14 protein-coding genes are annotated in these 18587 nt (G+C 69.0%); 6 read left to right on the top strand and 8 right to left on the bottom strand.

What is annotated here, in order from left to right:
• Positions 1–19 precede the first annotated feature (19 nt).
• From ABTV68_RS03600 to ABTV68_RS03585, 4 genes are all read left to right on the top strand, one after another.
• Entirely contained in the window at positions 20–706 is a 687-nt protein-coding gene (locus tag ABTV68_RS03600) for a DsbA family oxidoreductase (protein WP_433676258.1), read from the top strand.
• Entirely contained in the window at positions 703–1737 is a 1035-nt protein-coding gene (locus ABTV68_RS03595; protein WP_433676257.1) for an LLM class flavin-dependent oxidoreductase, read from the top strand. The genes ABTV68_RS03600 and ABTV68_RS03595 overlap by 4 nt, the downstream gene beginning before the upstream one ends.
• A gap of 360 nt (positions 1738–2097) precedes the next feature.
• Positions 2098–3669 carry a DUF222 domain-containing protein gene (locus tag ABTV68_RS03590; protein WP_433676256.1) on the top strand — a complete coding sequence of 524 codons (1572 nt, stop codon included), beginning with the start codon at positions 2098–2100 and terminating at the stop codon, positions 3667–3669.
• A gap of 153 nt (positions 3670–3822) precedes the next feature.
• On the top strand, positions 3823–5034 hold the full coding sequence (locus ABTV68_RS03585; RefSeq protein ID WP_433676255.1) for an acyltransferase family protein: 1212 nt from the start codon (positions 3823–3825) through the stop codon (positions 5032–5034).
• Positions 5035–5970: 936 nt separating this feature from the next.
• Here ABTV68_RS03585 and ABTV68_RS03580 read toward each other — a convergent pair.
• From ABTV68_RS03580 to ABTV68_RS03565, 4 genes are all read right to left on the bottom strand, one after another.
• Positions 5971–7704 (bottom strand): helix-turn-helix domain-containing protein, encoded by a 1734-nt coding sequence (locus ABTV68_RS03580; RefSeq protein ID WP_433676254.1) that lies wholly within the window; start codon positions 7702–7704, stop codon positions 5971–5973.
• 68 nt (positions 7705–7772) lie between these two features.
• Positions 7773–8729, bottom strand: coding sequence for a prephenate dehydratase (pheA, locus tag ABTV68_RS03575; RefSeq protein ID WP_433676253.1), 957 nt, complete (start codon positions 8727–8729; stop codon positions 7773–7775).
• 466 nt (positions 8730–9195) lie between these two features.
• Positions 9196–10347, bottom strand: a complete 1152-nt coding sequence (locus ABTV68_RS03570) for a Dyp-type peroxidase (RefSeq protein ID WP_433676252.1) — start codon at positions 10345–10347, stop codon at positions 9196–9198.
• An 8-nt stretch (positions 10348–10355) separates the two neighbouring features.
• Positions 10356–11663 carry a right-handed parallel beta-helix repeat-containing protein gene (locus ABTV68_RS03565; protein ID WP_433676251.1) on the bottom strand — a complete coding sequence of 436 codons (1308 nt, stop codon included), beginning with the start codon at positions 11661–11663 and terminating at the stop codon, positions 10356–10358.
• A gap of 360 nt (positions 11664–12023) precedes the next feature.
• On the opposite strand from ABTV68_RS03565, the gene pgm reads away from it, so the two are divergent.
• Both pgm and ABTV68_RS03555 read left to right on the top strand, forming a co-directional pair.
• Complete coding sequence (gene pgm, locus ABTV68_RS03560; protein WP_433676250.1) at positions 12024–13664, top strand: phosphoglucomutase (alpha-D-glucose-1,6-bisphosphate-dependent); 1641 nt, start codon at positions 12024–12026, stop codon at positions 13662–13664.
• Positions 13661–14110: an NUDIX hydrolase gene (locus ABTV68_RS03555; RefSeq protein ID WP_433676249.1), complete on the top strand. Its 450-nt coding sequence runs from the start codon at positions 13661–13663 to the stop codon at positions 14108–14110. Before pgm ends, ABTV68_RS03555 begins: the two co-directional genes overlap by 4 nt.
• 185 nt (positions 14111–14295) lie before the next feature.
• Here ABTV68_RS03555 and ABTV68_RS03550 read toward each other — a convergent pair whose 3' ends face one another.
• The 4 genes from ABTV68_RS03550 to ABTV68_RS03535 are packed head-to-tail and all read right to left on the bottom strand — an operon-like array spanning position 14296 to position 18585.
• Entirely contained in the window at positions 14296–15465 is a 1170-nt protein-coding gene (locus tag ABTV68_RS03550; protein ID WP_433676248.1) for a glycerate kinase, read from the bottom strand.
• Positions 15462–16514, bottom strand: coding sequence for a LacI family DNA-binding transcriptional regulator (locus ABTV68_RS03545; protein ID WP_433676247.1), 1053 nt, complete (start codon positions 16512–16514; stop codon positions 15462–15464). Before ABTV68_RS03545 ends, ABTV68_RS03550 begins: the two co-directional genes overlap by 4 nt.
• On the bottom strand, positions 16511–17386 hold the full coding sequence (locus tag ABTV68_RS03540) for a sugar phosphate isomerase/epimerase family protein (RefSeq protein WP_433676246.1): 876 nt from the start codon (positions 17384–17386) through the stop codon (positions 16511–16513). The genes ABTV68_RS03545 and ABTV68_RS03540 overlap by 4 nt, the downstream gene beginning before the upstream one ends.
• Entirely contained in the window at positions 17383–18585 is a 1203-nt protein-coding gene (locus tag ABTV68_RS03535) for a dihydrodipicolinate synthase family protein (protein ID WP_433676245.1), read from the bottom strand. Before ABTV68_RS03535 ends, ABTV68_RS03540 begins: the two co-directional genes overlap by 4 nt.
• Positions 18586–18587 lie beyond the last annotated feature (2 nt).

The following is an 18587-nucleotide window of genomic DNA, read 5'->3' as shown; positions in this document are numbered from 1 at the left end:
TCGTCGCGTTCCAGCCGACATGACCGACACCAGCACCGGCCCCGTCACTTCCCAACGCCTCGCCGTCGACGTCTGGCTCGACGTCGCGTGCCCGTTCTGCGCTCTCGGCGACAAGCGCCTGGAGAACGTCCGCGCGGCGCTGCCGTTCGGTGAGGACATCGACGTGACATATCACTCGTACCAGCTGGACCCTGCGGCGCCGGCGCATGGCGAGCCCGGAACGGCTACGCAGAAGCTCGTCGCGCGTGGCATGGACCCGCGACAGATCGAGGCGTCCCACCGCCACCTGACCGAGCAGGGGCACGCCGAGGGCTTCCGCTTCTCATTCGAGGATTCCGTCCCGTCGAACACGTTCGACGCGCACCGCTTCCTGCAGGCCGCTCGTGCCGAGGGCGTGCAGCAGCCGGTTCTGGACACGCTGTTCCGCGCGTATTTCTCGGACGGTGTCGACGTCGGCGACCTCGCTCTGCTGCGTGATCGCGCCGTAGAGGCCGGGCTGAGCGCGGAGCTTGCAGATCAGATCGTCGCCGATGCGGACGCCTTCCGTTCCGAAGTGGAAGCCGACATCGCTCAGGCCGCCGCTTATGGCATTCAGGGCGTGCCGTTCTTCGTGATCGATGGCCGCTACGGCATCTCGGGAGCGCAGCCGTCGGAGGCCTTCGAGCAGGCGCTCACCCAGGTGTACACGGAGATCAACGCGAAGTGAGCGAGAAGCTCACCCTCTCTGTTCTCGACCTCATCCCGGTCCGCACCGGACAGACCTCCGCGCAGGCGGTGGGCTCTGCTCTTGACCTCGCGGTACGTGCCGATGAGCTCGGGTACCGGCGTTACTGGTTCGCCGAGCATCACAACATGCCTGCGGTGGCCTCGACCACGCCTCCGGTGCTGATCGCGGCGGCGGCCGCGCGGACCAGCCGGATCCGCGTCGGCTCGGGCGGCGTGATGCTTCCGAACCACGCTCCCCTGGTCGTGGCCGAGCAGTTCGCCGCGCTGGAGGCGCTCGCGCCGGGTCGCATCGACCTCGGAATCGGTCGGGCACCGGGAAGCGATCCGGTGATCACACAGTTGCTGCGCCAGAGCGGCACCTCGTCTGATGTCGAGCGCTTCCCGCAGCACATCGCCGACATCCTGGCCCTCACCGGCGAAGACGGCGCCAGCATGCGCTTCGTGAGCGGTGGCGAGTACGTCGTCCGGGCGACTCCCACGGCTACAGGCCGCCCGGATGTGTGGTTGCTCGGGTCGAGTGACTACTCCGCACAGCTGGCGGCGCAGATGGGCCTGCCATACGTGTTCGCGAACCACTTCTCGGGGACAGGACTGGAGCGTGCCCTGGATCTGTATCGCACCTCGTTCCAGCCCTCCGAGGACCTGGCGGAGCCCCGAACCTTCCTCACGGCCAACGTCATCGCGGCACCGACCGCCGAGGAGGCGGAGGCCCGCGCCCTGCCGCAGCTGCGGATGTTCGCGCGCATGCGGACCGGAAAACCGCTGGGCGCGCTGGAGACCGTCGATGCGGCGCAGGCGGCGCCGGAAGACGCCATGACGGCGGAGTTCATGGGGTCCGCGCGCGCCCGCTGGTTCGTGGGAACCGGCGACATGGTGCGCGCAGATCTCGAGGCGTTTGCCGCCAAGCACGGGCTCGACGAAGTCATGATCTCCCCCGTCGCCGGCGCGTACGAGGGCGAGGATCTCACGACCGCACCCGGACGAACGCAGACGCTGGAGCTCATCGTCTGAGTCGCCGCTGGCGTGGGGCCCCGGGGCTACGGCCTTCGGGGCCCTCGCCGCGTCACGAGGCGAGTGAGGCATGAGTCCCGGGACTTCGCCGACGGAGTGCGAGTGGCGGCTGTCGAACAGCGCCGCATGACGCGAAACTCCCAGCCGTGATATCCGGGCACTGGCTGATTGCTGACTCTTCGTTCGGGCGTTATCCACAGATCATCACTTCTTCGTATTTATGTTCTAGGTGTCTGCCACTCTTGGTCTATGACATTAGAACGCACGGTGGTGGAGGAGGGTTCGGTGCCTCGGAGCGGACCCGACGCTGCTTCTCAGGCGGGTGTCGGCTCGCCGCGGAGGGGTTCGCGGCGTGGTCGGGTGACCGGCACTGCCCCCGACCCTGCCGTGGTGCGGGCGTATGTGGATGCGATTGTCGCGTTGACGCGTTCACGGGCGGCGTCGGACGCGCTGGAAACGGTGTTGCTCGCGGATCTCGTGGAACTTTCGGGTGCGTCCGGCCGCTCGTCGGATGCCGACCTGGAGCTGCGGTCTCTGGCAGCGGAAGTGGGTGCTGCGATCCGCGTCAGTGACCGCACGATCCAGCAGCGCATCTCTGACGCGTATCAGCTGGTGCATGACTTCCCGACCGTACATGCCGCCCTATCAGCCGGCGAGATCAGCATCGCGCATGTTGGGGCGATTCTGCAGCACGGGCTGCCGGTGGAGGAAGGCCCCGCGCGGGACGCGTTCGTCGAGCGTGCGCTGGAGTTGGCGCGGGTGGAGTCTCCGAATCGTCTGCGTCACCTGCTGGGCCCTGTCGCGGAACAGGTCCGTGACGTCTCGATCACGGAGCGCCATCGTGAAGCCCGCCGCGCCCGGACCGTCTGGGTCACTGACGACCTGGACGGCATGGCTACCCTGCACGCCCTGCTCCCTTCCGTGCTGGCGCACGGGGTGAAGGACCGGTTGGATCAGATGGCCCACGCCCTGCGCGCCAGCAACAAAGCAACCAGGAACACGGGTGCTGGTGCTGGTGCTGGTGCTGGTGCTGGTGCTGGTGCTGGTGCTGGTGCTGGGAACAGCTTCGGCCCGGGCGCCCGTGTGGGCTCCGGCGGAGACGTCTGGATCTCCACCGACACCGGCGCGGACATCGAACCCGGCGCAGCCAACCCTCGCCCCGATGTGAACGATCGTGCAGAGACGAACGTCCGAACCGATGTCGATGCCGGCGCGGACCCGAGCGCTGACGCCGTCGCTGGTGGGCTTCATGATGTGCGGACGGTGGATCAGATCCGCGCCGACATCCTCGCCGACCTGCTCCTGACCACCACCCCCACCAGCGTGGACACCGCGATCGGATCCATCCACGCCACCGTCGCCGTCACTGTCCCGGTCCTCACCCTCCTCGAACAAGACGACACCGGTGCGGAACTCGACGGCATCACCCCCATCGACGCGGACACCGCCCGCGCCCTCGCCGGAAACCAACCCGGCTTGGACCGCATCCTCACCCACCCCATCACCGGCGCCATCCTCGCCACAGACCGGTACCGTCCCACCGCCGACATGAAACGCTTCCTCACCCACCGCGACCAACACTGCCGACACCCCGGCTGCCGCGTCCCCATCCGCTACACCGACATCGACCACAACCACGACTGGGCCAACGGCGGCAAGACCGACGTCGGAAACCTTGCTCCGCTGTGCCGCCGGCACCACACGCTCAAGACCAGTGCCGACTGGAAGATCACGCCCCACCCCGACAAGGACGGCACCGTCATCTTCCACACACCCGCCGGATACCACCACACCCAAAACCCACCACCCCGCACCGTCACCTTCACACCCACCCCCAATCACGGCGACGCAATGGCAGCGAGCAGTGGCATATACGGCGGCGACAGGGACACGCCCACGGGCACAGACATCGAAGGCGAACCACCGTGGTGAGGATTCACGCGATCAGCTCATGCGTTGGCCGCCTGTCGAGGGCGGCTCCGCACTCTCCACGCACCGACGTCGGCGTGCTCCTCCCACCCGGGGAAAGAGAACGAGGCGAGAGGCAGCGGCGGGCTAGACTCCCCTCGTACGCGGGGGGTGTCGATGACGACTGAGGCAACGACGGGGACGATAACGGCGACGGGGAGCATCACCCGACCGCCCACTCGTATGCACGCGCTCGACGGATTGCGCGGTCTCGCGGCGGTGACTGTTGTCATCTGGCACGCGCTGATCTCCACGGATCTCGGCAGGTACCTGTCGATCCAGCTCGACGCCACGACCGCCACCACCGCGGAGCCCATCGTCCCATTCTCATCAGCGTGGTGGTTGTGGGAGACGCCACTCCGGCTCGCCAGCATGGGAACCAACGCCGTCACGATCTTCTTCGTGTTGAGCGGCTTCGTCCTCGTCCTTCCGCTCCTGCGTGGGCGGTCGATGAACCTGTGGAGTTACTACCCGCGCCGCTTCCTCCGGTTGTGGATCCCATCCGCTGCGTCCGTCCTGCTTGCCGCGGCGCTCGTGGTGCTCACCCTCGGCGTCCCGCGCGGCGGGGAAAGCGCGTGGGTGCAGGCATCAACGATTGACCGGCTCAGCATCGGCGACGTGATCTCCAACCTCTTCCTCATCACCGGCCGGACCTCGCTCAACAACCCGCTCTGGTCCCTGCGCTGGGAGCTGCTGTTCTCTCTGCTCCTCCCCCTCGCCTTCCTGCTGATCCTGCGGGTGACGGGCCATTGGTCGCTGTGGGGGACGGTCCTGATCTGCGCAGTGCTGAGCGGCCTCGGCGGATGGTTCCTCGTACCCGCACTGCAGTTCGGTCCGATGTTCGTGGCCGGAGCCGCCGTGGCGAAGCTGTACCGAACACGTATCGTGAAGCCATCGCCCTGGCGCTCCTGGGTCGCGACCGGTGCCGGCCTCATTCTGATCGGTGTGCCCGACATGGCGCGCACCTTCGGCGGGCTCGACCTCACGAACCGCCTTTCCCTCGCGCTCGGCGGCAGCGTCGTCGTCGGAGCGGCACTCCTCGTCTTCGGGCTGAGTGTCCCGTCCCGACTCACAACGTTCGTCGGGATCCCCCCGTTGCGTTTTCTCGGACGGATCTCGTTCGGGCTCTACCTTGTCCACGTCCCGATCATCGTGGCCGGCGCTCTCGTCTTTCCCGACGCTGCGGCCGCGCTCTGGCTGACGCTGCCCGCATCCTTCATCGCCGCGTGCCTGTTCGCCATCTGGGTGGACGAGCCTGCCACACGCCTCGCGCATCGCGCCGGCACAGCGGCGGCGGCCGCCGTCGCCGCCGCACCGTCGCGCGTCTGAGGTAGCGGCGCGCCGGAGAACAACAACCACCGCTGGCGGATACGAAGAAGAGCGGCGGATGCTGGGCATCCGCCGCTCGATCGCAGTGTTCGATCTCCCGGTCTTGGAAGGGATGGGGGCTGGGGACGCCGGACCATCGACCGGGGGCGCACGTCGTGGGGCCGTGCAATGAGGACGCTCGCGAGGGGGGCGCGAGCGGCCTCATCACTGTTTCGATCGGCACCGTCAGGGACAGGCGCTCTTCGTACTTTCAGTCAACAACCCTATGCGGGTGCATGGAAGGCGCGACGGCGAAGACTACCCACCCGCCCTACCCGCTCGGACCATCGCGGCCAGGTCCGGGCAGGGCGGGTCACAGGGACACGAGCCCGGACACAGCAACGTCCAATCCACGCAGTCCGGACTGGGTGAGTCGCGGGCACCCAGTCCGGACTCAGCGTGTCTGCGCAGTGCGATCACAGGGATGCGAGTCCAATCCACGTAGTCCGGAGAAGGGCATTCACGAGGGACGCGAGCCAAGACACAGCGTGTCCAGGCAGCGCCGATCACAAGGATGCGAGTCCAGTCGTCGCGGGTGCGCACATGGCGAGTCACGGGCACGCGAGCCAAGACACAGCGTGTCTGAGCAGCGCGATCACCGGGACGCGAGTCCAATCCACGCAGTCCGGCGAGTGGCAGTCACGGGCACGCGAGCCAAGACACAGCGTGTCCAGGCAGCGCCGATCACAAGGATGCGAGTCCAGTCGTCGCGGGTGCGCACAAGGCGGTCACGGGGGCCTGAGTCGAGTCGACACCGGTGCGGACAGGGCTAGCCACGGGGACACGAGTCCGCACACAACGTGTCCAGGCAGCGCGGGTCGGACAGCGCTCGGCGGGCAACGAGGGTCGGCTCACGCGGTCGCGCGGCTCCGTGCTGACGTTCACCCTCCCTCGGGCTCAGCCGGTGTGGGCCGATCGTCCGGGCGGGTCAACCACGCCGAGCGCTGCCGCCTCGTCGCGGCTTGCCACGCCCAGGCGCTTGAGAATGTTGGCGACGTGGAACTTCACCGTGTTGGGAGAGATGAACAGCTGACCTGCGATCTGCGCGTTCGTGCGACCCTGCTGCAGCAGCGCCAGCACCTCCCGCTCACGCTCGGTCAGCTCCACCCGAGGCGCGGCACCGATCACCGCGCTCCGCTCGGGAAGCACCTCGGCCAGCTGAGGCCGATCGGCCGACCGTGCCAGCTCGCGCAGCGCCTGAACGTCGGCGTCCGGCAACAGCAGGGCCCAGGCGCTCCGTCCCGTGCCAGGAACCTGCTCCGCCACCCGGGCCAGCTCGGCGAGCGCGGCCGCCTGATTCCCCAACCGCAGATGCGCGGCAGCGCGCACCACGGCATACAGACCCGTGGCACGGACGGAACGCTGCCGCTCATCCTCGCGCAACGCCGCGGTCACGTCCCCCGCTCCGGAGACCAGCGCTGCGTGGCTGCGCAGGACATCGGACAGGTAGGGATCAGCCCGGAGCCCCGGCGTACGAAGCAGCGGACTGATGTCGCTCCCGCGCATGGCCTCGGCCAAAGCGAGGAGCGTCGTGCGCCAGCCACGATCCGGCCCGGTGAGCGTGCGCGCCGCGTCTGGGAGTGCCTGGAGCACACCGACAGCCGCCTCCGGTCGTCCGAGCGCCAGAAGGGTCGCGGCATGGGCCGTCCCCAGCGGAGAGATGAGCACCGACGGACTCGTCGATGCCACCGCGTGCATGGTGATGTGCAACGCCCGCTCGGGATCGATGAGATCCAGCGCCGCCCAGATGCGCGCGGCCTGCACCAGGGCCCACCACGGGTCCCGGCCGACCGCGGATCCCAGCTCTTGGCGATTCGGATCCAGCGCCGGACGCGTGTAAGCGGCCACCAGCGACTGATCGCCGACGATGGTGCCCACGATCGCCAGCCCCCAATCCGCCTGCATGAGCGCCGGCTCGCGCGGGTCGGCCACCTGCGAGCGCACCCACGACCACAGCCGCACCGCGTGCAGATACTGCTCGGAGAACACGTACACCATGGCCAGATCGCTCGCAGCGACGGCGAATTCGGGCATGTCCCTCGACCCCACACCGGGCTGGATCGAGAGGATGAGTTCCGCTCCTCGACCAGCGATCCGCAGCGCCGCTCCTTCATCGCCGACGAGGTGCATCGCGAAGGCCGCGAAGGAGAGATTGCGGGCCCGCTGTGCCACGGAAACCGTCTGCTCCGCAAGAAGGCGACGAGCAGCGTCCCGCAGCGGACGCTCGAGCGCGTCCACCGACCCCGTTGCCTCGGCACGGGCGGTTGCCACGGTGAGCAAAATGCCCGGATGCGCCGAATCGGTCAGAGAAGCGACGCCCGATTCGGCAGGCACCGCGCCGAGTTGCTCGTGCAGCTGCAGCCCCCGGGTGACGATCTCGCTGATGGCCGTTCGCCGAGCGAGCCGATCGGCGTCGTCCGCGCGTCCCTCGCGAATGGCGGTGACGAAACTGGCGATGAACGAGTCCAGCGACGCATCGCGCACGCGCGACTGCGAACGCCAGCCCTCGTCGCCCCCCACCATGCCGACCAGACTAGCCGCCGCGGCACCACCGCGCATCGCCGATTCGAGCAACGAGGACGAGGACGCGCTCGGGAAGGGCCGCAGCCCCAGCGCCCGCGGGGTGAGCACGCGGCCGTCGATCTCGACGCCCGGCAGCGCGCGACACTACGGCCGATCACCCAAGCGTCGACCCGGGATCACTCCCCCGGTTCGCCGCTGAGGATGCCGCGCAGCCAGTCGCGAGCCTCGACGAAGAGCTCGTCCGCGTACCGCTCCGAGTAGTGCACCACCTGTCGATCCGCACGGGGGTAGGACCCGAGGAACACGAGGCGCGGGCTGAAGCGCCGGACTCCCATGAGGGCGTCCGCCATCCGCTCGTCCTGCACGTGGCCGTCCGCATCGATGATAAAGCGATAGCGACCCATGATGTCGCCGATCGGACGCGATTGGATCAGACCGAGATTGATGCCGCGGGTGGAGAACTGCTCCAGAAGCTCCAGGAGGCTACCGGGGCGGTCATCGGGAAGCTCGGCGATCACCGTCGTCTTGTCTGCGCCGGTCGGCGGCACGGGCGCGACCACGCGCGAGACCAGGACGAAGCGCGTGACGGCGTTGGCGTTGTCGCCGATGTTCTCGGCCAGCACGTCGACGTCGTAATGCTCGGTGATGTTCGGCGGCGCGATGGCGGCCTCCACGGTGAGGGAACCGTCGAGCAACCCGATGGTGCTGGCCACATTGCTCGCCGCGGGAACATGTTCGTGCGTGGGCAGGTGCTCCTGCAGCCACAGGTGGCTCTGCGCGTAGGCGACAGGATGCGCCGCGATCCGCGTCACGTCGGCGAGTGTCGTCCCGCGCGGGGCGACCAGCACGAACGACACCGGAACGAGGTACTCCCCCACGATGCGCAGCCCGGGCATGGTCGCGAGCGCGTCCAGGGTCGTAGTGACCCCGCCGTCCACCGAGTTCTCGATGGCGATCATCGCGGCATCGCTGCGGCCGCTGGTCACATCCGACAGGGCCTCGCCCACGTTGTGCACCGGACGCCAGATCTGACCGCGCGCCTCGGGAACCTGCGCCAGCGCTGCCTCGGTAAACGTTCCCGCCGGACCGAGGTAGCTGTACGTACGTCGTTCGGCATCCGAGGGCAGTGACATGACTGTCAGCCTAGTTCCTGCCCACGATGCTCACGGACGGTCAGGCTGTGGGGTGGTCGTCGTCCGGAAGGTCAGGTGATGTCCGGATCCGGGGCGAAGAATACCCCGCCCGTATCCGTGTGCGTGTGGGAGATCAGGCCGTCCGAAACGTCACGCGATGCCCGGATCCGGGACGAAGAACACGCCGCCGGCATCCGTGTGCGTGCGGAAGATCAGGCGGTGCGAAACCTCACGTAATGTCCGGATCCGGGACGAAGAACACGCCGCCGGCATCCGCGTACGTGCGGAAGATCAGGCGGTGCGAAACCTCACGTAATGTCCGGATCCGGGGCGAAGAAGACCCCGCCGGGATCCGTGTGCGTGTGGGAGATCAGGCCGTCCGAAACGTCACGCGATGTCCGGATCCGGGACGAAGAACACGCCGCCGGCATCCGTGTACGTGCGGAAGATCAGGCGGTGCGAAACCTCACGTAATGTCCGGATCCGGGACGAAGAACACGCCGCCGGCATCCGTGTACGTGTGGGAGATTAGGGCGTCCTGCTCGTCAAGGCGGCGCTGGGTCATGATGAACGTGGCCGGGTCGTTGAAGAACGCGAGGAACAGCAGCCCAGCGCCGGGAGTGTCACCCAGCGGGTAACTCCGACGGAGCATCAGGGGACGACCGATATTGCTCGGATGCGCTCGCCGGGCATGTGCGGCCGTGGGCGTGAGGAGACGCCCGGTCTCCGACTTCGCGAACAGATCGACCTCGGCCATGCCGTCGCCACCGGACAGCGGAGCGCCCGTATCGCGACGGCGACCGATCGCCTCCTCCTGCTCCGGCACGGGCAGATCGGTGAAGGTCGACTCGATGTGCATGCGTCGAACCACCGCGTACGTGTCTCGGCCATTCCCGGTCCAGACGCCGCTCTCCAGCAGCTCCGTAGTCCGCGGGTTGATGATCCCGTCGACGAAACCGATCGGCGTGCGAGTGGTGCCGGCCGGCGTCGGCGCATCGCGAGAGCCGTTGTTGCGCCAGACCACGGTCGCATCGGGCACAGCGGCGAGAATCGCCTTCATCCGGTCCGCCACGGCCGCTGCGGTTTCGGCGCAGACCTCGACCAGCAGGTCGCCCTCCGACAGGAACGGTGCGCGATCATTGCGGAAGGTGGGAAGCGGATCGGCATGCGCCACACGGTCGGGCCAGACGCTGGCCGCGAGCATGGGAGTGACGCCGACGAGCACAGTGAGTTCACCAGCGTCGGGAGTGACCTCGTTCGTCGCCGACCGGATCGCAGCGATCGCGGCGCGAACATCCGCGGGTGCGGTCGCCGCCAGGGTGAGCACGGCGACTGTGAGGTGGCGGGGCGGAACCTCCGGCCAGGTGGCACCAGGCAGGCGATGCGCTTCGGCGAGCGCGGGCTGGGCGGTATCGGTGGTCGTGGCACTGGCGGTCGGGTCCGGAGCTGCGACAGATGGCGCGGTGCCCATACGGCCGAGAGCGAAGCCGGCGGCACCCGTCACCGCTGCTGCGCCGATGCCCGCGAACAGCGACCGGCGCCCGAACTTCCCGGCAGCGGCGGTACTGGTCTGCGACGCGTCGACCGAATCTGGAGTGTCGGCGGGGTTCGAAGTCATGCGGTCGCTCATGCGGCGGGATCTGCGAGGAGATCGGCCGCGGGAACCGTCACCGTGCTGACGTCGGGAAGCTCTACCGAATCGGAGAGCTTCCGCGGCGTCTCGTCCACGCTGTCCAGGCCCGGACGCTCCGGAGTCGTCGCGACCTTCGCGAAGCTGATACCCGCCGGGGCCACCGGCTGGTTCCAGGTGGCGGGGGCAATCCCGTCGCTGCAGCCCGCCGCCGCCAGAGCGGCCGGTTCGCTCCGCGCACCCGCGGGAAGCTGGAAGCAGTTCTTCGACCCGGCGTGGTCGGCGCTGGGGGCGAACACCACGGCCAGCGCGGTGTCATCCCACACGTTGTCGGTGACGTTCGTGCCCGAGGGCGCGAAATCGTCGGAGGAGTTCACCCACAGTCCCGCATTCGGGTTGCCGGTGATGACGTTCGCACGCACCACGGCATCCACCGTGCCCGACAGACCAACGCCCACACCGAAGGCGCCCGTGGCCTGCTCGGGAGTCTGGGGCTCGTCGTTGTCGGAGATCACGTTGCCCGCGATCTGAACGCCCTTCGTGGGACCGTGCGCCTCGAGGTAGTTGGAGAGGATCGTCAGCCCGATGCGGTTACCCGCGATGCGGTTGCCGGTGATGACGACGTTCGACGCGTTCGCCAGCTCGATGCCCACGGCGTTCAGGGTCACCACGTTGCTGGAGACCTCGGCGTTGCAGTCCTGGCACTGACCCACGTAGATGCCCGAGTCGGAACCTCCGCTGGCGAGGTTGTCGCGAATCACACCACCCGTGCGGTTGAACGCGTAGATGCCGTACAGACCGTTGTTCTGCGCGGTGACGGCCTGCACCAGGTATCCGGCGACCGGATCGGCGACATTGCCGGGGAGGTAGCCGTCCGGCCCACGGGCGACTCCCGCGCCGTTCTCGTCGGTGACTCCCGTGATCAGTACGCCGTTCTGCACGAAGTTGCGCACGGTGAGGTTCTCGACGCTGACGCGCGCGCCCGTCATCACGACGCCGTTGCTGCGCGTGAACTCGCCGTCGAGGATCACGCCGTTGCGGTCGGTGCCACGCACGGTGACATCGTCTGCCCGCACCTCAAGGGACGAGTGATAGGTGCCGGGCTCGATCATGATGATGCCGCCCGCAGCGACCCGGCTTCCCGCATCGGCGAGTTCCGTGTCGTTCGTCACCGTGACGACGCTCTCGCTACCCGCGGCGCTGGTCGCCGCGCCCTCGGGAGCACCGGGTGAGCACGCCGTGATCGCGCCCAGCAGAGCGGCGGCCGCGATCATCGACACGGCCCAGCGGACGGGGCTGCGCATGGTTATCCTCCTCATGCCCGGGGAGGGCTCGTGGAACGTCAGCCGTGTCGAATCGGCCTGGAACTACCGTACTGGGTGTTGCTGTGTGCACAGATGTCGTGATGGACGGGTGAGTACGGGCCGGATGACGGCGAACAACCCTACGACGGCGATACACAGGTAATCGAGAATGCGTCTCGGCGCTGTTCGGTATCGAACCAGTCACGAGACCAGGACCCCTACGACGGCGATACACAGGTAATCGAGAATGCGTGTCGGCGCTGTTCGGTATCGAACCAGTCACGAGACCAAGACCCGTGCGACGGCGATACACAGGTAATCGAGAATGCGTGTCGGCGCAGTTCGGTGCAGACTGAGGGCATGACTCGCGCAGGACAGCCCGCCGAACCCGCAGACCTCATCGATGTCGATGCGCTGATCGCGGCGTACTACGACCGACGACCCGACCCGAGCGTCGCCTCACAGCGCGTCGCCTTCGGCACCAGCGGTCACCGCGGGTCGTCGTTCTCGACGAGCTTCAACGAGGACCACATCCTCGCCACCACGCAGGCGATCGTCGACTATCGAGCGGCACAGGGCATCGGCGGACCGCTGTTCCTCGGTCGTGACACCCACGGCCTCTCGCTGCCCGCCGAGCGCACGGCGCTCGAGGTCCTCGTCGCGAACGGCGTGGACGTGCGTCAGGATTCGCGAGAGTCCTGGGTGCCCACCCCGGCGCTCAGCCACGCGATCCTCACCTACAACCGCGGGTGCGACGCGGCTGATCCCGGACGCGCCGACGGCATCGTGGTCACCCCGTCGCACAACCCGCCCACCGACGGCGGCTTCAAGTACAACCCCCCGCACGGCGGTCCCGCCGACACCGACGCCACCGGATGGATCGCCGACCGCGCCAACGAGCTGATCGCAGCCCGTCTTGAGGGCGTGAAGCGCGTTCGCTTCGCCGACATCGACGGCTCCACGGTCGGCACCTATGACTTCCGCGACGCGTACGTGCGCGACCTCGCGAACATCCTCGACCTCGATGCCATCCGCGAGGCGGGCGTGCGCATCGGCGCGGACCCGCTGGGCGGGGCATCTGTCGAGTACTGGGCCCTCATCGCCGAGATGCACAACCTCGACATCACGGTGGTCAACCCCGACGTCGACCCGACGTGGCGCTTCATGACGCTGGACTGGGACGAGAAGATCCGCATGGATCCGTCGTCGCCGTCGGCCATGGCATCGCTTGTCGCGAAGCGTGACCAGTTCGACGTGCTCACCGGCAACGACGCGGACGCGGACCGTCACGGCATCGTCACCCCGGATGCGGGCCTGATGAACCCGAACCACTACCTCGCGGTCGCCATCGCCTACCTGTACTCGCACCGCCCCGGCTGGCGCGAGGATGCCGCCATCGGCAAGACCCTGGTGTCTTCCATGATGATCGATCGCGTGGCCGAGTCCCTCGGACGCCGGCTGCTGGAGGTCCCGGTGGGTTTCAAGTGGTTCGTGCCGGGCCTGCTCGACGGATCGGTGGCGTTCGGCGGTGAGGAATCGGCCGGAGCGTCGTTCCTGCGCACGGACGGATCGGTGTGGACCACCGACAAGGACGGCATCCTGCTGGCGCTGCTCGCGGCGGAGATCATCGCGGTGATGAAGCGCACGCCCTCGCAGCTGTACGCGGACATCGAGGCGCAGTTCGGGGCATCCTCCTACCAGCGCGTGGACGCTCCCGCGACGCCCGACCAGAAGGCCGCGCTCGGTCGCCTGAGTCCGGATGCCGTCGCCGCGACCAGCCTGGCCGGCGAGGTGATCACGGCCAAGCTGTCCCACGCCCCGGGAAACGGTGCGGCGATCGGCGGCCTCAAGGTGCAGACCGACCACGCCTGGTTCGCCGCGCGTCCGTCCGGCACGGAGGACGTGTACAAGCTCTACGCCGAGTCGCTGCTGGGTGAGGAGCACCTGCGTCAGGTGCAGGACGAGGCGCGCACAGTGGTCTCGGAGGCGCTCGGCGAATGAGCGCCGAGCACCATCTGGAGTTCTACGAGTACGAGACGCGACTGGCGGCTTACGCCGTCATCGTCGACGAGCGCGGCATCCTGCTCAGCTGGTTCAACCATCCCAAGCGAGCGGGATGGTCGCTGCCCGGCGGCGGCGTGGACTTCGATGAAACCGTCGAGCAGGGGCTGATCCGCGAGATCTACGAGGAGACCGGCTACCACGCCGAGATCACGGGACTGCTGACCGTCACCAGCAGCACGTGGCCGACCGGCGACCGGGGGCGTCCGTTCAAGGCGGTCCGCGTGATCTTCTCGGCGCGCGTCGTCAGCGGCGAGCTCGGCACCATCGAGGTCGGCGGCTCCACGAGCCACGCGGACTGGCTTCCGCTCGCCGACGTGGACGCGACGGTGCCGGTGTCGTCCACGGTCCGCGCGGGCCTCGACGCCTGGCGCGCCGCGCGCTGAGGGATCAGCCGCGACTCGCACGGGTCCGTTCGGGAGCGGTCAGTGTGACAGGAGCACCCAGATCACCACGATCACGGGCGCGATGACGGCAGCCCACAGCATCGCGCCGAGACCTCGCTCTGACATTGACACCGACGCGGGATAGCGGCGGACGGCCTGCGACGGGGTGAGGGGCGCGGAACCTGTCAGAAGCGAGAAGCGGCGGCGACCGCGGCCTCGCGAAGCCAGCGACGGGGGTCCGCGAGGGAAGCGTCGGATGAACCGGCGAGCTGCGTGAGGGAGATCGCGGCGGCGAAGGCCGAGGTGTCAGCGTCCGGGGTGATGCGCCCGGCGATCAGCACGGCCGCAGCAGCCGACAGCGACGCGACGTGCGCGGGCACCTTGCCCGCAGCGGACTGCGCGTCGTACGAGCCTTCGCCGGTGATCACGACATCGGCGGCTGCGGTGGCCGCGGGGAGACCGATCAAGTCGGCGACCGCCGCAGCGCCGGGAACGAGGTCGGCGCCCCAGACCTTCAGGGCGAACCCGGTGCCGCCGGCGGCTCCGGCGCCGGCCGCGGTGAGCAGCTCGTCGTCCAGCCCGGCTGCGCTCAGCACCGCATGCGACCATCGCGAAAGGACAGCGTCGACCTCGGCCACGTGGTCCGCGGGGATGCCCTTCTGCGGTCCGAAGACCGCGGCGGCTCCCCGCGCGCCCAGCAGGGGGTTCGTGACATCGGAGAGGACCAGCACACCTCCGACCGGCGCAGGCCGGAGCCCGGAGAGGTCAACGGTCGCCACCCCGCCAAGCCCCGAGGGTGGGAGAACGGCGGCACCGGGATCGGACCCGTGCTGATCCACGTCTGCGTCCGCGAGCGCTGGTCCCACCTCGCGCCCGTCTCCGTCAAGAAGTCGAGCCCCGAGGGCGTGCAGCATTCCGGCGCCACCGTCGGTGGAGGCGCTGGAGCCGATGCCGAGCACCAGCCGCCGCGCGCCTGCGTCGAGCGCTGCGGCGATCGCCTGGCCGAAGCCGCCGGTGTGCGCGGTGAACGGCGCGCGCGCTGTCCCCAGCTGTTCGATGCCGCAGCAGACGCCCAGCTCCACGACCGCCGTTCCGTCGGGAAGCAGGGTCCAGGGTGTGTCGTGCTCTCGACCGTCTGCACCGACCACCCGCGCCGTGCGCACCTCGGCATCGTGCGCGGCGAGAAAGGCCTCCAATGTCCCCTCCCCGCCGTCCGCCATCGGGCGGAGGACGATCTCGTCGTCGGGACGCACCGATGTCCAGCCCGCCGCGATCACCTCAGCCGCTTCGGCGGCCGACAGCGATCCCTTCAGGCTGTCCGGCGCGATCACCACGCGCAGACGCGACGCCGTCATGATCGTGCGGGGGTGGATTCGCGGGCCACCACGGTGAGTTCCACCGCGTCGCCCGGGCCCGACCAGTCCTCCGTCACCGCCGCGTGCAGGGCCTGGTAGCCGATCTCATCGAGCGGCACGCGCACGGTGGTCAGCGCGGGGGTGACGTCGGAGCTGGTGGGGATGTCGTCGAAGCCGCAGACTGCGATATCGGCCCCCACCGAACGGCCGGCGTCGCGAATGGCGCGCATCGCGCCGATGGCCACCACATCGGAGATCCCGAACACCAACGTGCCCGCGTCCACGCCCTCCTCGAGCGCCCGCGCCATCAGGTCGATTCCGCCCTGGCGGGAGAATGCGCCGCGCAGCACACGCGGCTCCTCCGCACCGCCCGCGGTGAATCCGGCGGTGAAACCCGCGATGCGGTCATCGGAGGTTCGCAGGCCTTCCGCCGCGGCCAGGATGATCGCCCGACGATAGCCCAGCGCACTCATCCGGGACGCCAGCTCACGCGCACCCGCGTGATTGTCCACGGCGAGCCAGCGGACATCGCCGTCGCCGCGCCCCAGGGCCACCGCGCGGGTTCCGCTCGCGGACAGCGCCGCCAGCTCGCCGCTCAAATCCGCGGCGTCGTGATCGAGGTTGCGCGAGGCAGCCAGGATCAGACCGCGCGGGCGCTGACCGCGAAGGGCGCGGATCACCCGCACCTCGCGCGCCGGATCCCGCTCGGTGATCGCGATGGTGACGACCAGGCCGGCCTCGTCGGCACCGCGCGCCACACCCGCGGCGATCTGCCCGAAGTACGGGTCGGCGATATCGGCCACCAGCAACGCGACGATGGCGCTGGTGCCGCGCGCGGTCGCCTGCGCCGAGAGGTTCGCGGTGTAGCCGAGCCGATCCGCCGCAGCCTGCACACGCTCGCGGTACGCTTCCGCGACGCGGCGGGTCGACCCGTTCAGCACGCGTGACGCGGTGGCCAGGGACACGCCTGCGGCCTGGGCCACATCGTGCAGGGTCGCCGCGGCGACGGGCGGGGACGACAGGTCGGGCGCCATCGGGATCTCGCTCACCCCACGGAGTCTACGGTGGTGGCCAGGTGCGGGGATACCGTTTTCCGGAAGCTCTCGATGGTGCGCGCCACGACGTTCGCGGGAGCGTCATCCCAGACGTCCTGGTTGAAGATCTCGACCTCGATGTCGCGGTCGTATCCGGTCTCCACCACCGCACGAGTGAGCGAGGCGAAATCAATCACACCGTCGCCGGGATAGTGGCGACTGAGCAGCACGTCGGCGGGCAGCGGCGTGCGCCAGTCGCACACCTGATACGTCGCGATCCGCCGCTCCCGACCGGCCCGCGCGATGGAATCCAGCACCTGCGGATCCCACCAGATGTGGAACGTATCGACGGTGACGCCCACCACCTCGGGATCGAAGTCGGCCGCGATGTCCAGCGCTTCGGCGAGCGTGGTGACCACACACCGATCGGAGGCGAACATCGGGTGCAGCGGCTCGATCGCCAGCGTCACGCCAGCGGCGCGCGCGTCGTCCGCGAGCGCCCCGATACCGTCTCGCACGCGTTCGCGAGCGCCGACGATGTCACGGGACCCCTCGGGAAGGCCGCCGGCCACCAGCACCAACACGGGCGTGGAGCCCGCGGCGCCGGCCGCGGCCAGCACGGCGGTCTCCTCGATCGCGCGGCGATTGTCATCGAGCACCGCGGCACGGTCGCCAACGGTGAAGAAGCCGGAGCGGCAGTAGGTGGACACACGCAGCCCGGAGTCCGCGACCATCTTCGCCGCGGTGTCGAGACCCACCTCGGCCACCGGCTCGCGCCAAGGACCGATCGCACCGACACCCGCCTCGGCCGTGACCCGCAGCGCGGTGGCGAGATCGGCGTACTTGATGGTGCCCTGGTTGATGGACAGGCGCGGATCGGCGTTCATGCCTCGACTCCGTTCACCCGCAGCAGCGCATGCCAGCGCTGGGCGGCCAATTCCGGACGCTCGAGCGCGCGGGAGGCGTTCGCCAGACGAACGATCTCCGACAGGTGCGGAAGGCTGCGTGCCGAGTGGAGGCCGCCAACCATCTGGAACGCACGCTGGTGGCCGTTCAGCCACGACAGGAACGCCACACCCGTCTTGTAGTAGAACGTGGGGGCGGCGAACACCTGGCGGCTGAGCGCCTCGGTGGGCGCCAGGATCTCCTGGTATAGGTCGGGCTCGCCGGCATCCAGCGCCTGGATGGCGGCCGACGCCACCGGGGTGAGCGCCGCGAACGCACCGAGCAGCGCATCGGAGTGCTGACGCGCAGCCCCCGCGGTGCGCGCGGGCTGTTCGGCGTCGGGAACATCGGCCCCGCCGATCAGGCCGACGTAGTTGAAGTCATCCCCGGTGAACATGCGCACGCCATCCGGCAGCTGCTCGCGCACCGCGACCTCGCTCTCAGCGTCGAGCAGGCTCATCTTCACACCGGCAACCTTGTCGGGAGCCTCCGCGATGATCTCCAGCAGCACGCGCGACGCGTCGCGCCAGTCGGAGGAGCCGAAGTAGCCCTCCAGCTGCGGGTCGAAGGCGGTTCCCAGCCAGTGCAGCACCACCGGGGTCTGCGCCGACGCCAGCACCTCGCGGTACACACGGCGATAGTCGTCGGCGGATGAGGCGACCCGGGCGAGGTGGCGACTGGCCATCAGCACCGGCCCCGCCCCCTGGTCCTCCGTGAAGGCGAGCTGGCTCTTGTAGGCGTCGATCACGGCGTCCAGGCCGATGTGCTCCTCGTCGACGTGATCGGTGTTGACGCCGACCACCACCGATCCGCCCTCCTCGCGCGCCACTTCGGCGCTGCGGGCGATGAGCTCGCGCGTGGCGGCCGAGTCCAGGCCCATGTTGCGCTGTGCGGTGTCCATGGCGTCGGCGACGCCGAGCCCCCAGCCGTATACGTGACGACGGAACGCGAGCGTCTCGTCCCAGTCGATCTCGGCGGGTCGGCCCGGGGTGTTGTCACCGGCGGTCTTCGGCACCACGTGCGCCGCCGCATACGCGACGCGAGAGCGCAGCGGCGTAGCGGGGCGTGTGTAGCCGGCGTGATCGTCGAGCGGAACGGTAGACGTCGTGCCGGACGCGTCAAGGAGAGTCAGATCGGTCATCG

The sequence above is a fragment of the Microbacterium gorillae genome (genome assembly GCF_050990725.1).
In the GTDB taxonomy this organism is placed as follows: domain Bacteria; phylum Actinomycetota; class Actinomycetes; order Actinomycetales; family Microbacteriaceae; genus Microbacterium; species Microbacterium gorillae_A.
Note: the sequence above shows the minus strand (reverse complement) of the source record. Positions and strands in the feature narration are given on the sequence as shown.